18 protein-coding genes are annotated in these 15949 nt (G+C 67.6%); 9 read left to right on the plus strand and 9 right to left on the minus strand.

Annotation, left to right across the window (positions count from 1 at the left end):
* The first annotated feature begins 36 nt into the window (after positions 1–36).
* Complete coding sequence (locus I5803_RS12580) at positions 37–630, plus strand: glutathione peroxidase (RefSeq protein WP_196986690.1); 594 nt, start codon at positions 37–39, stop codon at positions 628–630.
* A 377-nt stretch (positions 631–1007) separates the two neighbouring features.
* Here the strand turns inward: I5803_RS12580 and I5803_RS12585 are convergent, their stop codons facing one another.
* Entirely contained in the window at positions 1008–1622 is a 615-nt protein-coding gene (locus I5803_RS12585) for a glutathione S-transferase N-terminal domain-containing protein (protein ID WP_196986691.1), read from the minus strand.
* A 189-nt stretch (positions 1623–1811) separates the two neighbouring features.
* Here I5803_RS12585 and purB point away from each other — a divergent pair, with 189 nt between their 5' ends.
* From purB to I5803_RS12600, 3 genes are all read left to right on the plus strand, one after another.
* On the plus strand, positions 1812–3191 hold the full coding sequence (gene purB / locus I5803_RS12590; RefSeq protein ID WP_196986692.1) for an adenylosuccinate lyase: 1380 nt from the start codon (positions 1812–1814) through the stop codon (positions 3189–3191).
* A gap of 135 nt (positions 3192–3326) precedes the next feature.
* Positions 3327–3887, plus strand: coding sequence for a YaeQ family protein (locus I5803_RS12595; protein WP_196986693.1), 561 nt, complete (start codon positions 3327–3329; stop codon positions 3885–3887).
* 20 nt (positions 3888–3907) lie between these two features.
* On the plus strand, positions 3908–5362 hold the full coding sequence (locus tag I5803_RS12600) for a mannose-1-phosphate guanylyltransferase/mannose-6-phosphate isomerase (RefSeq protein WP_196986694.1): 1455 nt from the start codon (positions 3908–3910) through the stop codon (positions 5360–5362).
* A gap of 13 nt (positions 5363–5375) precedes the next feature.
* Here I5803_RS12600 and I5803_RS12605 read toward each other — a convergent pair whose 3' ends face one another.
* The 3 genes from I5803_RS12605 to I5803_RS22245 form a co-directional block, all read right to left on the minus strand.
* On the minus strand, positions 5376–5678 hold the full coding sequence (locus tag I5803_RS12605) for a putative signal transducing protein (RefSeq protein ID WP_196986695.1): 303 nt from the start codon (positions 5676–5678) through the stop codon (positions 5376–5378).
* Entirely contained in the window at positions 5675–6115 is a 441-nt protein-coding gene (locus I5803_RS12610; protein ID WP_196986696.1) for a DUF3717 domain-containing protein, read from the minus strand. The genes I5803_RS12605 and I5803_RS12610 overlap by 4 nt, the downstream gene beginning before the upstream one ends.
* A gap of 164 nt (positions 6116–6279) precedes the next feature.
* A complete protein-coding gene (locus I5803_RS22245) occupies positions 6280–6411 on the minus strand; it encodes a hypothetical protein (RefSeq protein WP_255553415.1) in 132 nt (43 codons plus the stop codon).
* A gap of 50 nt (positions 6412–6461) precedes the next feature.
* On the opposite strand from I5803_RS22245, the gene I5803_RS12615 reads away from it, so the two are divergent.
* The 3 genes from I5803_RS12615 (at position 6462) to I5803_RS12625 (ending at position 8035) form a co-directional block, all read left to right on the plus strand.
* Positions 6462–7148 (plus strand): TerC family protein, encoded by a 687-nt coding sequence (locus I5803_RS12615; protein ID WP_196986697.1) that lies wholly within the window; start codon positions 6462–6464, stop codon positions 7146–7148.
* Positions 7149–7171: 23 nt separating this feature from the next.
* On the plus strand, positions 7172–7615 hold the full coding sequence (locus I5803_RS12620) for a hypothetical protein (RefSeq protein ID WP_196986698.1): 444 nt from the start codon (positions 7172–7174) through the stop codon (positions 7613–7615).
* A 66-nt stretch (positions 7616–7681) separates the two neighbouring features.
* Entirely contained in the window at positions 7682–8035 is a 354-nt protein-coding gene (locus I5803_RS12625) for a phage holin family protein (RefSeq protein WP_196988551.1), read from the plus strand.
* Here I5803_RS12625 and I5803_RS12630 read toward each other — a convergent pair.
* Positions 8003–9526, minus strand: a complete 1524-nt coding sequence (locus tag I5803_RS12630) for a M48 family metalloprotease (protein ID WP_231402404.1) — start codon at positions 9524–9526, stop codon at positions 8003–8005. The two genes, I5803_RS12625 and I5803_RS12630, sit on opposite strands and share 33 nt — an antisense overlap.
* A 43-nt stretch (positions 9527–9569) precedes the next feature.
* On the opposite strand from I5803_RS12630, the gene moaC reads away from it, so the two are divergent.
* The gene (moaC, locus tag I5803_RS12635; RefSeq protein WP_196988553.1) at positions 9570–10058 is read left to right on the plus strand and encodes a cyclic pyranopterin monophosphate synthase MoaC; all 489 of its coding nucleotides are present in this window, start codon (positions 9570–9572) and stop codon (positions 10056–10058) included.
* A 313-nt stretch (positions 10059–10371) separates the two neighbouring features.
* On the opposite strand, the gene I5803_RS12640 is transcribed toward moaC, so the two are convergent.
* From I5803_RS12640 to I5803_RS12655, 4 genes are read right to left on the minus strand one after another with little or no spacing between them, the layout of a single operon-like run.
* Positions 10372–12012 (minus strand): PglL family O-oligosaccharyltransferase, encoded by a 1641-nt coding sequence (locus I5803_RS12640; RefSeq protein ID WP_196986699.1) that lies wholly within the window; start codon positions 12010–12012, stop codon positions 10372–10374.
* A complete protein-coding gene (locus I5803_RS12645) occupies positions 12009–13190 on the minus strand; it encodes a glycosyltransferase (RefSeq protein WP_354001658.1) in 1182 nt (393 codons plus the stop codon). The genes I5803_RS12640 and I5803_RS12645 overlap by 4 nt, the downstream gene beginning before the upstream one ends.
* On the minus strand, positions 13183–14154 hold the full coding sequence (locus I5803_RS12650; RefSeq protein WP_196986700.1) for a GDP-mannose 4,6-dehydratase: 972 nt from the start codon (positions 14152–14154) through the stop codon (positions 13183–13185). The genes I5803_RS12645 and I5803_RS12650 overlap by 8 nt, the downstream gene beginning before the upstream one ends.
* Entirely contained in the window at positions 14151–15050 is a 900-nt protein-coding gene (locus I5803_RS12655; protein WP_196986701.1) for a GDP-mannose 4,6-dehydratase, read from the minus strand. The genes I5803_RS12650 and I5803_RS12655 overlap by 4 nt, the downstream gene beginning before the upstream one ends.
* Positions 15051–15175: 125 nt before the next feature.
* Here I5803_RS12655 and rfbF point away from each other — a divergent pair, with 125 nt between their 5' ends.
* Positions 15176–15949, plus strand: a complete 774-nt coding sequence (rfbF, locus tag I5803_RS12660) for a glucose-1-phosphate cytidylyltransferase (RefSeq protein WP_196986702.1) — start codon at positions 15176–15178, stop codon at positions 15947–15949.

The following is a 15949-nucleotide window of genomic DNA, read 5'->3' on the forward strand; positions in this document are numbered from 1 at the left end:
AATCGGAAAGCCAACGGCCACCTGGAGGTCCATATCTTGAACACTTTCAGCCTCATCGCAGCATTTCTCGCCACGATCGCGGCATTGGCCGACACGCCGGCGAGCGCGGCCACCGCCCCGGCCGCCGCTGCCGCGCCCGCGGGGACCGCGTGCCCCGCCACCTTGAACTACACCTTTGCGCGACTGCAGGACGAAAAGCCGCAAAGCCTGTGCCAGTACGCCGGCAAGGTGCTGCTCGTCGTGAATACCGCCAGCTACTGCGGGTTCACCCCGCAGTACCAGGGGCTGGAGGCGCTCTACTCCAGGTACCGGGAGCGAGGGCTGGTGGTGCTCGGGTTTCCGTCGAACGATTTCGAGCAGGAGGGCGGCGACAACAAGCAGATCGCCGACTTCTGCGAGAACACCTATGGCGTCAAGTTTCCGATGTTCGCGAAAACAGCCGTGCGCGGCGCCGATGCGAACCCGTTCTACGTCCAGCTGGCCAAGGCCACGGGACGCCAGCCGCTGTGGAACTTCCACAAGTACCTGATCGGGCGTGACGGAAAGATCCTCGCGACCTACACGAGCCTGACCACGCCGCAGGACAAGGCACTGGTGGCCGACATCGAGAAGCAGCTGGCCGCGAAGTAGGCCGGCGCGCGCTGCGCGCGCAACAGCGCGATACATCGGGTTCACAAAAATTTACCACGTCGATTGGCAAGGCACTGGAACCTGCGCGCGCCGTCCCCACTCTATCTGGCAGGCAAGGGGAGTGGACCCAAGAATTCAGTTATTGCTGCGAAGCCTGCCGGATGCTGTTTGGTCCGGCTGCAATCCTGGAGCGACTCTTCTCCTCCTCCCTCCCTCCCTCCTTCGTTTCGGGGCGCTTCGCAGCATTTTGTATGTTCACTCTGAAATCGCGCTGCGATTTCAGAGTGGTCTGATCAGATGAAAAAACCCGGCTGAGCCGGGTTTTTTCATGGGCGCCGCACTGCGTGTTGCTGCGTGCGGCTGGATCAGGGCGCCATTCAGCCCGGCTTCGTATCGGCGAAGCTCTGGCGTTGCATCAGCTTTTCCTGCAGCTTGGCCAGGTTCGGGTACGGGCCGCGCCAGTCGATGTCCGGGAAGCGGAAATCGAGGTAGCCGAGCGCGCAACCCACCGCGATATCCGCGAGGCTCAGGTAGATGCCGGCACAGAACGGCTTGTCGCCCAGGCCCTGGCTCATCGCCTTCAGGCTCGCGTCCACCTTGGCGCGTTGGCGGTCGATCCACGGCTGGCTGCGCTGGGCTTTCGTGCGGCCCGCCCAGTTGGCTTCCAGGCGCGCGAGGATCGACGCGTCGAGCACGCCGTCGGCCAGCGCTTCCCAGGTCTTGACTTCGGCGCGTTCGCGGCCGACCGCGGGGATCAACTTGCCGACGGGCGACAGGGTGTCTAGGTATTCCACGATCACGCGCGAGTCGAACAGGGCCTCGCCGCCTTCCATCACCAGGCAGGGGACCTTGCCGAGCGGGTTGGAATGGCCGATGGTCGTGTCCGCGGCCCACACGTCTTCCGTCACGAAATCGTAGTCCAGCTTTTTCTCGGCCATGACGATGCGAACCTTGCGCACGTACGGGCTCGCGTTGGATCCGATCAGTTTCATGAAAAGCTCTCTTTGGTGTTCGAGTTGTCGGTCGATTCATTTTAGCGAGCGCGCACTGCTTGCCCGGGTAACACCCTGGCGCCGGCCCAATCTGGGGGTTTTGCGTCGGGACCGCGCCGTGTTGTGTGGCAGGGGCACGACACGGCGTGCACCCCGGCGGTGCAAAGGGCGCGCCCTACAATCCCGGACATGACGCTTTCCACGATTTCCGCCCTGTCGCCGCTCGACGGCCGCTATGCGGGCCGCCTCGCCCCGCTGCGTCCGCTGATGAGCGAACAAGGCTACATGCACAAGCGGGTGCAGGTCGAAATTTGCTGGTTCATCGCCCTGTCGGACGCGGGCTTCGCCGAGTTCAAGCCGCTCACGCCCGGCGCGCGCACCTACCTGCTCGGGCTGGTCAAGAATTTTTCCGAAGCCGACGCCGGTGCCATCAAGGAGATCGAGAAGACCACCAACCACGACGTGAAGGCCGTGGAGTACTGGATCAAGTCGAAGTTCGAGGCGCGGCCCGAGCTGCGCGCGGCCAGCGAGTTCGTGCACTTCGCGTGCACCAGCGAAGACATCAACAACACGAGCCACGCGCTGCAGCTCAAGGGCGGGCGTGACCTCGTGATCCTCCCGGCGATCGATGGCCTCGTCGACAAGCTGCGCTCGATGGCCAGGGCGTATGCCGAAGTGCCGATGCTCAGCCGCACGCACGGCCAGACTGCGAGCCCGACGACGGTCGGCAAGGAGATCGCGAACGTCGTCGTGCGCCTGGCTGCGGCGCGCGAGAAGATCGCGGCCGTCAAGCTCCTCGGCAAGATGAATGGAGCGGTCGGCAATTACAACGCGCACCTGTCCGCCTGGCCCGATTTCGACTGGGAAGCGTTCAGCCGCAAGGTCGTCGAGTCGCCGGAGCCGCTGGGCCTGGGCCTCACCTTCCAGCCGTACAGCATCCAGATCGAGCCGCACGACTACATGGCCGAGCTGTTCGACGCCGTCGCGCGGGCGAACACGATCCTCATCGACTGGTCGCGCGACGTCTGGGGCTACGTGAGCCTCGGCTACTTCAAGCAGCGCCTGCGCGAAGGCGAGATCGGCTCGTCCACCATGCCGCACAAGGTGAACCCGATCGACTTCGAGAACGCGGAAGGCAACCTGGGCCTCGCCAACGCGATCCTGCGGCATCTTTCGGAAAAGCTCCCGGTCTCGCGCTGGCAGCGCGACCTCACCGATTCGACCGTGCTGCGCAACATGGGCGTGGCGCTCGGCTACGCGGCGCTCGCCTACCACTCGCTCGGCATCGGCCTGGGCAAGCTGGAGCTCAACGAGGAGGCGCTCGTCGCCGACCTCGACCGTTCGTGGGAAGTGCTCGCCGAGCCGATCCAGACCGTGATGCGCCGCTACGGTGTGCAGGGCGCCTACGAGAAGCTGAAGGAGGTCACGCGCGGCAAGACGGTGCGTGCGGAGGACCTGCATGCGCTGGTCCGCTCGCTGGAAATCCCGGCGGCGGAAAAAGACAGGCTGCTCGCGATGACGCCCGCCAGCTACATCGGCAAAGCCGCTGAACTTGCGAAGCGCGCCTGATATGGCCCCCACGCTTCGCTGCCCCCCGAGGGGGCTGAACCGCCTAAGGGCGGCCTGTCGGCGGTATATGGCCCCCACGCTTCGCTGCCCCCCGAGGGGGCTGAACCGCCTAAGGGCGGCCTGTCGGCGGTTCCAGTGGCGCTGAAGTCCACCATCTTCAAGGCGAACCTGTCGATTGCCGATATCGACCACGCCTACTATGCCAACCAGACGCTCACGCTGGCGCGGCACCCGAGCGAAACCGACGAGCGCATGATGATCCGCCTCGTCGCGCTGGCGCTCAATGCGCACCTCGTGCAGACCGAGTGCAACGGCGACGCGACCATGGCCTTCGGCGCGGGCCTGTCGAACCCGGACGACCCCGACGTGTGGATCCGCGATTACACCGGACGCACGCGCATGTGGATCGAAGTCGGGCAGCCCGAGGACAAGCCGGTCTCCAGGGCCTGTTCGCGCGCGGACCACGTCGCCGTCTACTGTTTCGCGAATGCCGCGGAAATCTGGTGGAAGGGCATCGAGACCAAACTCACGCGCCTGCAGAACCTGGCGGTGTGGCGCGTGCCAGCCGCGGCCTCGCAGGCGCTCGCCTTGCTCGCCGAGCGCAGCATGCAGTTGCAGGCGACGATCCAGGAAGGCACATTGATGATCAGCAATTCCGCGCACACCGTCGAGCTCGAGCCGCAGCGCTGGAAGTGACGCGAAGCCAGGAGGACCGCATGAGCAACCCATTCCAAGCGACGATCTGCCCCGTGATCATGGCCGGAGGCGGCGGCACGCGGCTCTGGCCGCTGTCGCGCTCCGGTCATCCCAAGCAATTCCTCGCGCCGTCGGGCGGCGACCGTTCGCTGTTCCAGAACTCCGTCGTGCGCCTGCACGGCCTTGCGGGCGGAGGATGGCAACTCACACCGCCAGTGGTCATCACCAATGAAGACTACCGGTTCATGGTGCTGGACCAGCTCGCGGCCAGCGGCGCGGCGGACGGTGCCATCGTGCTCGAGCCGCTGGGCCGCAATACCGCCCCCGCGCTGACCCTCGCCGCGTTGCACGCGCAGGGCCCGGGCGCCGACCCGGTCATGGTCGTGTGCCCCGCCGACCACGGCATCTCCGACGTGCCGGCCATGACATCCGCGCTGCGGGTGGCGGTGGAGCAGGCCGCGACCGGTTCGGTCGTGGTGCTCGGCGTCCCCGCGTCGCGGCCGGAGACGGGCTACGGCTACATCCGCAGCGCCCCTGCCCCGGACGGCGCGCGGCAGGTGCTGCAGTTCGTGGAGAAGCCCGACCTCCCGACCGCCGAGCGCTACGTGGCGTCCGGGGAATTCCACTGGAACAGCGGCATCTTCGTGCTCAAGGCCTCCACCTGGCTGGCCGCGCTCGAGGCATTCCGGCCGGACATCGCCGCCGCGACGCGCGCGTCCTGGGACGCGCGCACGACCGACGCGGGATTCGTGCGGCCCGGCAAGGAGCAGTTCGCCAAGGTGCCGTCGGAATCGATCGACTACGCCGTGATGGAGAAGTGCGCGGGCAGCCCCTTCGACATCCGCATGGTGCCGCTCGACGCCGGCTGGAGCGACCTCGGCGCCTGGGATGCCGTGTGGCAGACGCGCCCGCACGACGACGCCGGCAACGCCTTCGAAGGCGACGCGGTGCTGCACACGAGCCGCAACACGCTGGTGCATGCGACGAGCCGCCTCGTCGCCGTCATCGGCATGGACGACGCGGTGGTCGTCGAAACGCCGGACGCCGTGCTCGTGATGAAGCGCGACTGCAGCCAGGACGTGAAGGAAGTGGTCGCCGGCCTCACCGCGCGCGACCGCGCCGAGCCGCTGCTGCCGCGCAAGGTGCACCGGCCCTGGGGCTGGTACGACAGCATCGACTCGGGCTCGCGTTTCCAGGTCAAGCGCATCATGGTCAAGCCCGGCGCGTCGCTCAGCCTGCAGATGCACCACCACCGCGCCGAACACTGGATCGTCGTCTCCGGCACCGCGAAGGTCACACGCGGCGACGACACCTTCCTGCTCGCGGAGAACGAGAGCACCTACATTCCCATGGGCCACAAGCACCGGCTCTCCAACCCGGGCAAGGTGCCGCTGGAGATCATCGAGGTGCAGTCGGGCGGCTATCTCGGCGAGGACGACATCGTGCGCTTCGACGACACGTACGGCCGCAAGTAAGCCGCACCCGCGCTCACTCGGGCATCGGCAGCCCGCAGTTCCAGCACTGCTCGAAGCCGCCCTCCACGATCTCGCCGCACGCGCAATGCCAGCGCCGCTGCTTGACGTGCGTGAATTCGCGCAGGAAGGCGCGGGCCTGCGACTCCTGCTCGTCATGCGTGAGCCACACCTCCGGCAGGCACTGGTCGGGGGGCAACTCGCCCGCGACCGAACCGAGGTAGTAGCGCTGGACCGACGCGGGCATTCCCGCCTGCGTGAGGGCGTCGACCCAGAGCGCCGCGATCGCGATGTTGGGCGCCCGGGTGAGCCGGATCATTTGGCGGGCGGCTCCGCCGGCGGCAACGCGGGGTCGGCGCCGGCCCGCTCGGCATAGCGGTTGAAGCGCCATGCGTCGCCTTCGAGCGTGATGCGCCGCCAGGTCCGGCGGCGCTCCGCCGGGCTCATTTCCGTCCAGCGCTGTACCTCCTCGAAGCTGCGCCCGCAGCCCTTGCAGGTTTCGTCGCCCTGGCTCGTGGAGCAGATGGCGATGCAAGGCGTGTCGGGGAGGGTATCGAACCACGCCTTCCAGGCCGCGTAGGCGGCCGGCGGGAAGCCCTTTTCGGCCACCTCATCCTCGTGATAGAAGATCATGAGGGCGTAGACCTCGGCCAGCGCGCGCAGCTCGGGCGCGAGCGTCACCCCGTCCGGTGAGGGCTTCTTCTCGCGCCAGAAATTGATGGCGGCTTCGATGTCGGTGATGTGGATGCCTGCCATGGGGGAAGGGATGATACCGCCGGCCCCCGGCCCCCGCAGGCGGGCGTTTCATGGTCTAATTCCCCCACGAAGGGGAGTAGCTCCCGCGTGTTGCAGCAAAGGGGGGCCGCCCACAGGCCGCGTTGCAGCACGTATCGGCAAGTCGTCAATACGAAGTCCAGGCATTACAGGGCTTCCGGCTTGTCGGGCACATATCCGCATGACTCCATGCCGAGCAAGACCTTCGATACGAACCCGGCGGGTTCGGTCGAAGCGTTCGTGACTTCCGGCAGCACCGCGGCAGTCACCGATTCCATCGACCGTTCCCGTTCGGGGTTGTCTCGAAAGCAACCTTGGAATACTCGTCATGGAATTTCTCTCCTCCGCCTGGTGGTCGGCATTGCTGGCCATCGTCCTCATCGATCTCGTCCTGGCCGGCGACAACGCCATCGTCATCGCCCTGGCCGCCCGCAGCCTGCCCCAGCAGCTGCAGAAGAAAGCCATCGTCTGGGGCACCGTCGGCGCGATCGTCGTGCGCTCGGCGATGACCCTCGGCGTGGTCTGGCTGCTCAAGATCCCCGGGCTCATGCTCGTCGGCGGCCTCGGGCTCATCTGGATCGCCTACAAGCTCATGGCCGACCAGAACAGCGGCGAGCATGACGGACCCGTCGCCAGCACCTTCTGGGGTGCCATGAAAACCATCGTGGTGGCCGACGCGCTCATGGGCGTCGACAACGTGCTCGGCGTCGCCGGCGCGGCCCATGGCTCGTTCGACCTCGTCATCGTCGGCCTGCTGCTCAGCGTACCCATCATGGTCTTCGGCAGCACGCTGGTGCTCAAGCTGGTCGAGCGCTTCCCGCTGATCATCCACGCGGGCGCGGCCGTCCTCGCCTACACCGCCGCGCACATGATCATCGCGGAGCCGCTGCTCGACGGCGTCTTCGACGACCACGCGCCGGTGCGCTGGCTCACCTACGGCGTCGTCATCGCGGGCGTGCTCGCGGCCGGCTGGTGGGCGACGCATCGCCAGCACTCCCCCTCCCACTACGCGTAAGCGACTCTCCCGAAAGGAACATCATGGACAGGATCATCGTGTACATCGACGACGCGGCGTATGCCGCCCAGCAACTCGTTCCCATGGCGGGCGGCAGCGCCGCGCACTGGGTCATCGTGGCGTGCCCGCCGCGCATGACGAAGCGGATCAGCAAGTGGGTGAGCCACAGCGCGCGCGAAACATGGCGGGCCAAGTGGTCGGAGAAGCTGGTGGCGCAAGTCGCGCCCGGCCTGCGTGAGGGCGGCGGCGACGTGACCTCCGTCATCGCCGAGGGCAATCTCGTCAAGCTGACCCAGAGCCTGATCGCCCGGCACGGCGCGGCGCGCGTGCTCGACGCCCGCCGGCCGAAGTTCGGCCAGGACCTTCCGCCCGTGACGGCCGACCAGCCGCCTTCGTCGAACGAGCGCTGGGAGGTTCCCGGCGCGGTCGCCGGCCTCGGCGCGGCGCTGCTGCTCGCCGCGGAATAGCGGGGCGGTTCCGTGCACCCGGCGTTGGCGCCATGGCGCCCGCCGGGTGTATGCTTGCGCGCCATGATGAAGCTCCTCGCCAAATGGCTGCTCAGCGCCGCCGCGCTGCTGTTCGTCGCCTACATCTACAACGGCGTGCAGGTCACCTCGTTCACCGCGGCGCTGATCGCGGCGTTCGTGATCGGGCTCCTGAACACCGTGGTGCGGCCGGTCCTCGTGCTGCTCACCTTCCCCGTCACGATCGTGACACTGGGGCTCTTCCTCTTCGTGATCAACGCGCTGATGTTCTGGGCGGCATCCGCCTTGCTGGACGGCTTCCAGGTGAGCGGCTTCCTCGCCGCGCTCGTCGGCTCGCTGATCTACTCGCTTGCCGGCATGGTGATCGAGTCAGCGCTCGACAGCCTGTTCTCGAAGAAGTGACTGCACCTGACGGGTGCGGGTGTCGATGATCGACGCCTCGATGTGGTCGCCTGCGCCCGGGGCCTTGCGCGAAACGTCCTGCGCCGCCTTGAACCGATCGATCGCCGCCTGGTAGTCCAGGTGCGCGACCTGCGCCTCCGCTTCGGCGCGGATGGCGCGCAGCGTGTCGCCTTGCGCGTGATACGCGGCACCCAGCAATTGCCATGCGAGCGAATCCCGCGGATTGAGCGCGACCCACGTCTGCAGGCGCTGCGCCGCTTCCTTCGGCTTGCCGCCCTGGATGCGCGCCTGCGCGCCCAGGATCATTTCGGGCCGCGTGGTCGCGGCGATGTCCGCGAGGGATGACGCGCGCGCCATGTCGCCGGCGAGGAACGCGATCTCCGCGTCCAGCAGCCTGGACTGCCGCACGGCAACCGCGTCACCGGCCGCGGCGGCGCCCAACCGGGCCACGAGGCGCTGGGCGGCGGGGAAGTCGCGCAGCTTGGCCTGCGCGAATGCCGCCGTGTACAGCGTGCCGACCTGCCGCGCGCGATCGCCGCCGGCGGCTTGCGGACCGTCCGCTTCGCTCGCGTAGGCGCGCAGACCATCGACACCCGGATTCGAGAGCACGCGCGAGCGCGCGACCATGATCGTGTGCAGCATGCTGGACGCCCCCGCGCCGGCGGGACGCGCCGCGAGCTGCTGGCGCGACTGCGCTTCGGCGATGCGTTCGGTGGTCATCGGGTGTGTGCGCAGGTAGGGGAAGTTGCCGTTGTCGCTCAAGCGGGACGCCTGCTGCAGCTTCTCGAACATCGTCACGAAAGCCTGCGGGTCGTAGCCGGCCTGCGTCATGACGCCGAAGCCCACCCGGTCGGCTTCGCGCTCCATGTCGCGCGAAAAGTTCAGGCCGGTCTGGATCGCCGCGGCCTGCCCGCCCGCCAGCACCGCGTTACCCGCCTCCGGATTCTTGCTCATGGCGATCGCGCCGAGGATCATCGCGGCGATCAGCACCGGCAGCTGCTTGGACTGCTGCGCCGACAGGCGCGCGATGTGGCGCTGGGTCACGTGGCTCAGCTCGTGCGCCAGCACGGCGGCGATTTCGTCGCTCGAGATGGTGACGTTGACCAGGCCCAGCTGCACACCCATCCATCCGCCCGGCAGCGCAAAGGCGTTGATGACGCGGTCCTTGCCGAGCACGACCTGCCACGCGAAGTTGGTATCCAGCTCGGAGGTGAGGTCTCCTCGCGTGCGTGCGGCGTCCAGCAGGCGCGTCCAGATGCCCAGGATGTATTCGTCGAGCACCGGGTCCTCGATGTAGTCGGGGTCCCGGTACAGCTCGCGCGCAATCTTTTCGCCCAGCTTCTTCTCGGCGGCGACGCTCATGTCGCTGCCGTCCCCGAGGGTGGGCAACTGGCCCCGCGCGGGCGACGCCAGGAGCAGCGCGCCCATGGCAGCGCATGTGAGGACGCGGGGCAAATCCCCGGCGCGGCGGCCGGCAATGCGAAAGCTCATGGGCCTATGATGCGCGAAGAACATGAACGGAGCGTAAATGGATATGCCCGCGCTGACACACTTCGACGCACAAGGCCAGGCGCACATGGTGGATGTGGGCGGCAAGGCCAGCACCCGCCGCGTGGCCGTCGCCAGCGGCCGGATCGAGATGCTGCCCGCGACGCTCGCGCTCATCGAGGGCGGCACCGCGAAAAAAGGCGACGTGCTGGGCATCGCACGCATCGCCGGCATCCAGGGCGCGAAAAAGACCAGCGAGCTGATTCCGCTGTGCCACCCGCTCGCCTTGACACGCGTGGCGGTGGATTTCACGGTCGAGCAGGTGGGCCCCGGCGGACAGCCGTGCGTGACCTGCCTGGCCACGGCCGAGACGGTGGGTCCGACCGGCGTGGAGATGGAAGCGCTGACCGCGGTGCAGGTCGCCCTCCTGACGATCTACGACATGTGCAAGGCGGTCGACCGCGGCATGACGATCACCGCCGTGCAACTCGTGGAGAAGCAGGGCGGCAAGTCAGGGCATTACGTTCGATCCTGAAGCGGATCACCTCTCCCTGAAGCTCTCGTTGCCCACCCTCTGGATGGGACTGGGCAGGAAGTCGATGACGCGTCTTCGGCCCGTCTTGACCTCCCCCGTGAGGCCCAATGCGAGGCAAATGCCTCGAGCGGCATGTGGGGCGGCCCCCGCCGCCCCCGGGATCCTGGCGCAGCACGCGCTGCCCACCGAGTGGGCCAACGTGGCCGGATCCTCGTGGAATCGGGCAGTCGCGCACAGCGCGCGCAAGCCGTCGTGCCCGGTCGCAGGGGGACGCGCGGACGAACCGGACGACAATCGGCGCGGTCTAGGCCAACTATTTGCGGAAGTCCTTGGCCCACTTCTCGTGGGCATCCGGAAATGCCACGCGGTAACGCGCAAGCACATCGACGATTTCGCCCTCCCGATGCAGCACGACGGCGCTCTCCAGCAGCTTCTCGATCACGCGCGGCTCCGGTGAATAGTGCAGCAGCTCGCGGGAGTTGTCGTACACCCACTGCGCGTTGTCGTGCGTAAGGCTCGTGATCGTGAGTTCGGCGAACTTCGCCTGGTTGCGGAACAGGACCGACTTGCGGATCGCCGGGAGCGGGTCTTCGCGATACCCCGGGGAACGCGCTTCGGGCGCGAGATAGATTTGCGACACCCGGCGGTAGTCCCAGGCGGCGTAGGCGCAGCATGCGATCGTGCAAAGTGCCAACACGGGCGCAACGGCACGCCCCATTGCGCCGGCCGGACTTGCGCGCTCGCCGTGCGACCACAAGAGCCCGACGGCCAGGCCCAGCGCCATCTGGAACGGCCCATACCACAGGGGATATTCGAGCAGGCTGTGCACCGCGAGCACCGCGAGCACGGCCCACGCCATCTGCCGCGCGGGATCGCTCTCGTTCCACGGCCTCGCGCGCAGCACCGCCCAGGCCGCGCCTGCGCAAACCAGCAGCGCGGCGGGAACACCCAGTTCGACCGCCAGGTGCAGCGGCAGGTTATGCGCGTTGTCGAGGATGTCGCAAAAGCGCGCGCCCGGATAAGGCGTCATGAAATGCGCGTAATCCAGTTCGCCCCAGCCCCATCCGGCCCACGGCCGCTGCGCGACCAGGTGCAGCACGTTGGACCAGAGCACGGTGCGGCTGCTGCAACTCTCCACCGAGGCCACACGCTCCCAGATGCGGTTGCCCGGCATGCCCGTGGCCCACTCGAGCGCGGCCGGGAGTGCGAGTGCCGCCGCCACGTAGGCCGCCACACCGACGCCCCACAGCAGCATTCGCTCGCGCCGCGGCCCGGGCCACAGCCAGGCTACGACGCCCAGCATCAGCATCTGCGCCAGCCCCGTTCGCGACGTCGTCGCCGCGTCGCCGACGGCCAGCCAGGCGATGGCCGCGCATGCGATCCACTTGCGCATCGCGCCCGGATGCAGCCAGAACAGCGACGCCATGCCGATGACGGTGAGCGACGCGAACTGGTTGCGCTGGCGCAGGTTGGCGAAGGCCTCGTTGCTGGACGAGAGGTTGACCCAGGGCGCAAGCTGCTCGCCCACGCTGAAATACTGGCACAGCGCGATGGCGGTACTGATCGCAGCGGCCAGCAACCACCCCAGCGCGAGCGCGCGAACGAACTCCTGCCGGTGCCTGCCCGCGGACGACGCGCTCGCGGCCAGGAGGACAAGCACGCACGCGCCGGCCAGCGCGGCGACTTCGGGCGCCGGCCCGCTCTTGACAAAGGCCCAGGCGCACAGCCCCGCGAACGCGGCGACGAGCGGCAGGCTCAAGCGTGCCGCCGGCTGGATCGCGCACACGGCGGCCGCGCACAGCGCGCTGAACAGCCAGGGATCGATCGACGAGGAGGGGCCGCTCGCGAAGGGATTGATCCACGGCAGCAACACGCAAAGGAAGCAGACGCTGGCGCGCAGGCGGCCTTGCAGCATCGCCGGTTGCGGCCCGCCGGTGAACACGCTGGCGTTCACGAGTCGGTCAGGGCCGATTCCAGTGTGCGCGGATCGCGCTGCCACTGCGACCAGGCCCGTTGCGTGGCCTGCGCGAATTCATGCAGGAAGCGCGCCTCGCTGAACTGCTCGGACCACTCGCGGCACACCTGCGGATCGAAATCGGCGCGCGAGGCTTCGAACGCTTCCACGGCCCGCTGCAGCGACGCCGCCGTCTGCTCATGAAAGAAGAGGCCTGTCGGCCGCGCGCCACCGGCTGCGCCCCGAACCGTCTCCAGCGAACCGCCGGCGCCATAGGCGATCACCGGTGTGCCGCAAGCCTGCGCTTCCACCGGCGAGATGCCGAAGTCCTCATGCGCGGCGAAGATGAATGCGCGCGCAGCCCGCAAGTGTTCGCGCACGACCTCGTCGGGCTGCCAGCCCTTGAGTTCCACGTTCGCCGGGCAGCGGGCGCGCAACGCGGCGAGTTCGGGCCCGTCGCCGATCACCACCAGCTTGCGCGACGGCATCGCGCGGAAGGCTTCGATCATGATGTCCGCGCGCTTGTACGAAACGAGCCGCGACACCGTCACGTAGAAGTCGTCCTTGTGCGACTGCACCGCCAGTTCATGCGTGCGCACCGGCGGGTAGATCACCTTGGCTGGCCGGCGGTAGGTGCGCCACACGCGGTCGCGCACATGCTTCGAGATCGCCATGAAGAAGTCGACATTGTTGGGCGTCTGCCTGTCCCAGGCGCGCAGGCGATGGAACATGAGGCGCGCGAGCATGCCCTTCACACCGCGGTCGAGCCGGTAGTCGCGCAGGTATTGGTGGTGCAGGTCCCAGGCGTAGCGCATCGGCGAGTACACGTAGCTCACGTGCAGCTGGTCCGCGCGCGTCACCACGCCCTTGGCGAACGCATGCGAGCTGGAGATGACCATCTCGGCATCGCCGACGTCGTGCGTTTCCACGGCGAGCGCGGTGATGGGAAGGTAATTCCAGAACTTGGTGCGCGCACCGGGCGCGCGCTGAAGGAAGGTGGTCGCGATGGGCCTGCCGCCCAGCCGCTCGCGGTCCCGCGCGGAAAGGAAGTCGATGGTGGCGAAGAGCTCGGCCTGCGGATAGCACTGCAGCATCAGCCGCAGGCAGTCTTCCGAGCCGCCCCACTCCGTCAGCCACTCGTGCACGCACGCGACGCGCGCGGGCGCGGCCTCACTCACGCTCGACACGCCTCATGTCCGCGTCCACCATCATCGCGATCAACTCCTCGAGGGTGGTGGTGGCGCTCCAACCGAGCTTTTCTTTCGCCTTCGCCGGATTGCCCAATAGCACCTCGACTTCGGCCGGCCTGAACAGCTGCGGGTCGATCACGACATGGTCCTCGTAGTTCAGGCCGAGCCGCTCGAATGCGATGTGGCACATGTCGCGCACGGTGACCGTGCGGCCGGTCGCGACGACGAAGTCATCGCCTGCCTCCTGCTGCAGCATCAGCCACATGGCCTGCACGAAGTCGCCCGCGAAACCCCAGTCGCGCTTCGCATCGATGTTGCCCAGCTTGAGCTGCTTCTGCTTGCCCTGCTTGATGCGTGCGGCGGCGTCCGTCACCTTGCGGGTGACGAACTCGATCCCGCGCAGCGGCGATTCGTGGTTGAAGAGGATGCCGCTCGACGCATGCAGCCCGAAGCTCTCGCGGTGGTTGATCGTCATCCAGTGCGCGTACAGCTTGGCGCAGCCGTAGGGGCTGCGCGGGTAAAACGGCGTGGTCTCGCTCTGGACCGGCTCGCGGATCTGCCCGAACATCTCGCTCGTGCTCGCCTGGTAGAAGCGGGCTTGCGGGTTGGCGATGCGCATGGCTTCCAGCAGCGTCACCGCACCGAGGCCCGTGACCGCGCCGGTCAGGAGGGGCTGCGACCAGGACGTTCCCACGAAACTCTGGGCGGCGAGGTTGTAGATTTCGTGGGCCTTCGACTTCTCGACGATGCGGATCATGGACGACAGGTCGGTGATGTCGCCGTCGTGCAGGATCACGTCGTCGACCACGCCGGTATGGCGCAGGCGCCACAGCGTATCCGTGGAACGGCGCGCGAGCACGCCGTGCACCTCGTAGCCTTTGTCCACCAGCAGCCGTGACAGGTAGGCCCCGTCCTGGCCGGTGATGCCGGTGATGAGGGCGGATCGCGTCATGCTTGTTCCTTCTCGTCCCAATAGTTGAGGGTGTCGGCCAGCGTCTGCCCGAAGGGAATTTCCGGCCGCCATCCCGTGTCCGCCTGGAGCTTGGCGAAGCTTCCCAGCATGCGGCGCTGTTCGATCTTGCGTAGGCGGTGCGCGTCCACCTCGAGGGGCATGTCCGCGCCGGCCGCGGCAAGCATCGCCGCGATCACGTCGCGCACGCTGCGCTCGACACCGGAGCAGACGTTGTAGGCCTCGCCGTTGCGGCCATGCTTCAGCAGGAGTTCGTAGGCGCGAACGATGTCGCGCACATCGGTGAAATCGCGCGTGGTGTCGATGTCGCCCACCACGAGTTTGCCGGGACCCCGTCCGCGGCGACCGGCGGCGATCTGCCGCGCGAAGTCCGATACGGCGAACTGGGGGCTCTGGCGGGGGCCGATGTGATTGAAGGGGCGGGCCATGACGATCTCGAACGGCCCGGCCTGGCTCCACTGGTAGCACAGGGCTTCGGCCGCCACCTTGCTCACGGCATAGGGATTGAGCGGGCGGGACGGCCGGCCCTCGGTGATCGGCAGTTCGGCCTCCGGCACCGTTCCGTAGATGTCGGCGGAGCCGACGAAGAGCATGCGCCCGCGGAAGCCGCTTTCCCGCAACGCCATCAGCAGGTTCAGCGTGCCCTCGAAATTCGTGTCGTAGGTTTCCGCCGGATCGTCGAAGGACGCCGGCACGGCCGCCTGTGCCGCGAGGTGCAGCACCGCATCGGGGCGCGCCTGGGCGACGGCCCGCACGACTTCATCGCGGCGGCGGATGTCGGCCGCCCGCGCGCCGTCCAGGAGATCGACGGCGCCGGGCACCCGGGACCCGAAATGCGAGCCGACGAAGCCGGACAGGCCGGTCACGAGAATTGGCATACCTGATCGTCAGTCCAAAATCACCATGCCCGATTGTCGCTCGGCCGGCGGGCAGAGCCGCCCGTCGGTCCGGATGGCTCGTGGCTTGGGCCTCCCGGCGGGCAGGCAGCATAATCTTCAGCACCATGAAAGCTGTGATTCTCGCCGGCGGGCTGGGCACGCGCATCAGCGAGGAGTCGCATCTGAAGCCCAAGCCCATGATCGAGATCGGCGGCATGCCGGTCCTCTGGCACATCATGAAGATCTACTCCCACCACGGGATCAACGACTTCGTGATCTGCCTCGGCTACAAGGGCTACGCGATCAAGGAATACTTCGCCAACTACTTCCTGCACACCTCCGACGTCACCTTCGACATGACGCGAAACAGCATGGAGGTCCATGCCAGGCATGCCGAGCCCTGGCGGGTCACCCTGGTGGATACGGGCACCGAAACGCTGACAGGCGGGCGGCTCGCGCGCGTGCGCAGCTACCTCGGGGACGAGCCGTTCTGCTTCACTTACGGCGACGGCCTCGCCGATCTCGACATCGCGGCCGCCGTCCGCTTCCACCGCGCCCACGGCCGGCACGCGACGGTGACGGCGATCCAGCCGCCCGGCCGCTACGGGGCGCTGCGCCTGGACGAGGGGGAAGGCGCTGTGCGTGACTTCCAGGAGAAACCGGCAGGCGACGGTGGGTGGATCAACGGCGGATTTTTCGTGCTGGGCCCCGGCGTGTTCCCCTATATCGAGGGCGACCACACCAGCTGGGAGACCCAGCCGCTGCAGGACCTCGCGCGCGACGACCAGCTTCGCGCCTTCCGCCACACCGGTTTCTGGCAAGCCATGGACACGCTCCGCGACAAGAACCAGCTGGAGGACCTGTGGCAGGGCGGCGCACCGTGGAAGGTCTGGTCCTAG

Source organism: Caenimonas aquaedulcis (assembly GCF_015831345.1).
GTDB lineage: Bacteria > Pseudomonadota > Gammaproteobacteria > Burkholderiales > Burkholderiaceae_C > Ramlibacter > Ramlibacter aquaedulcis.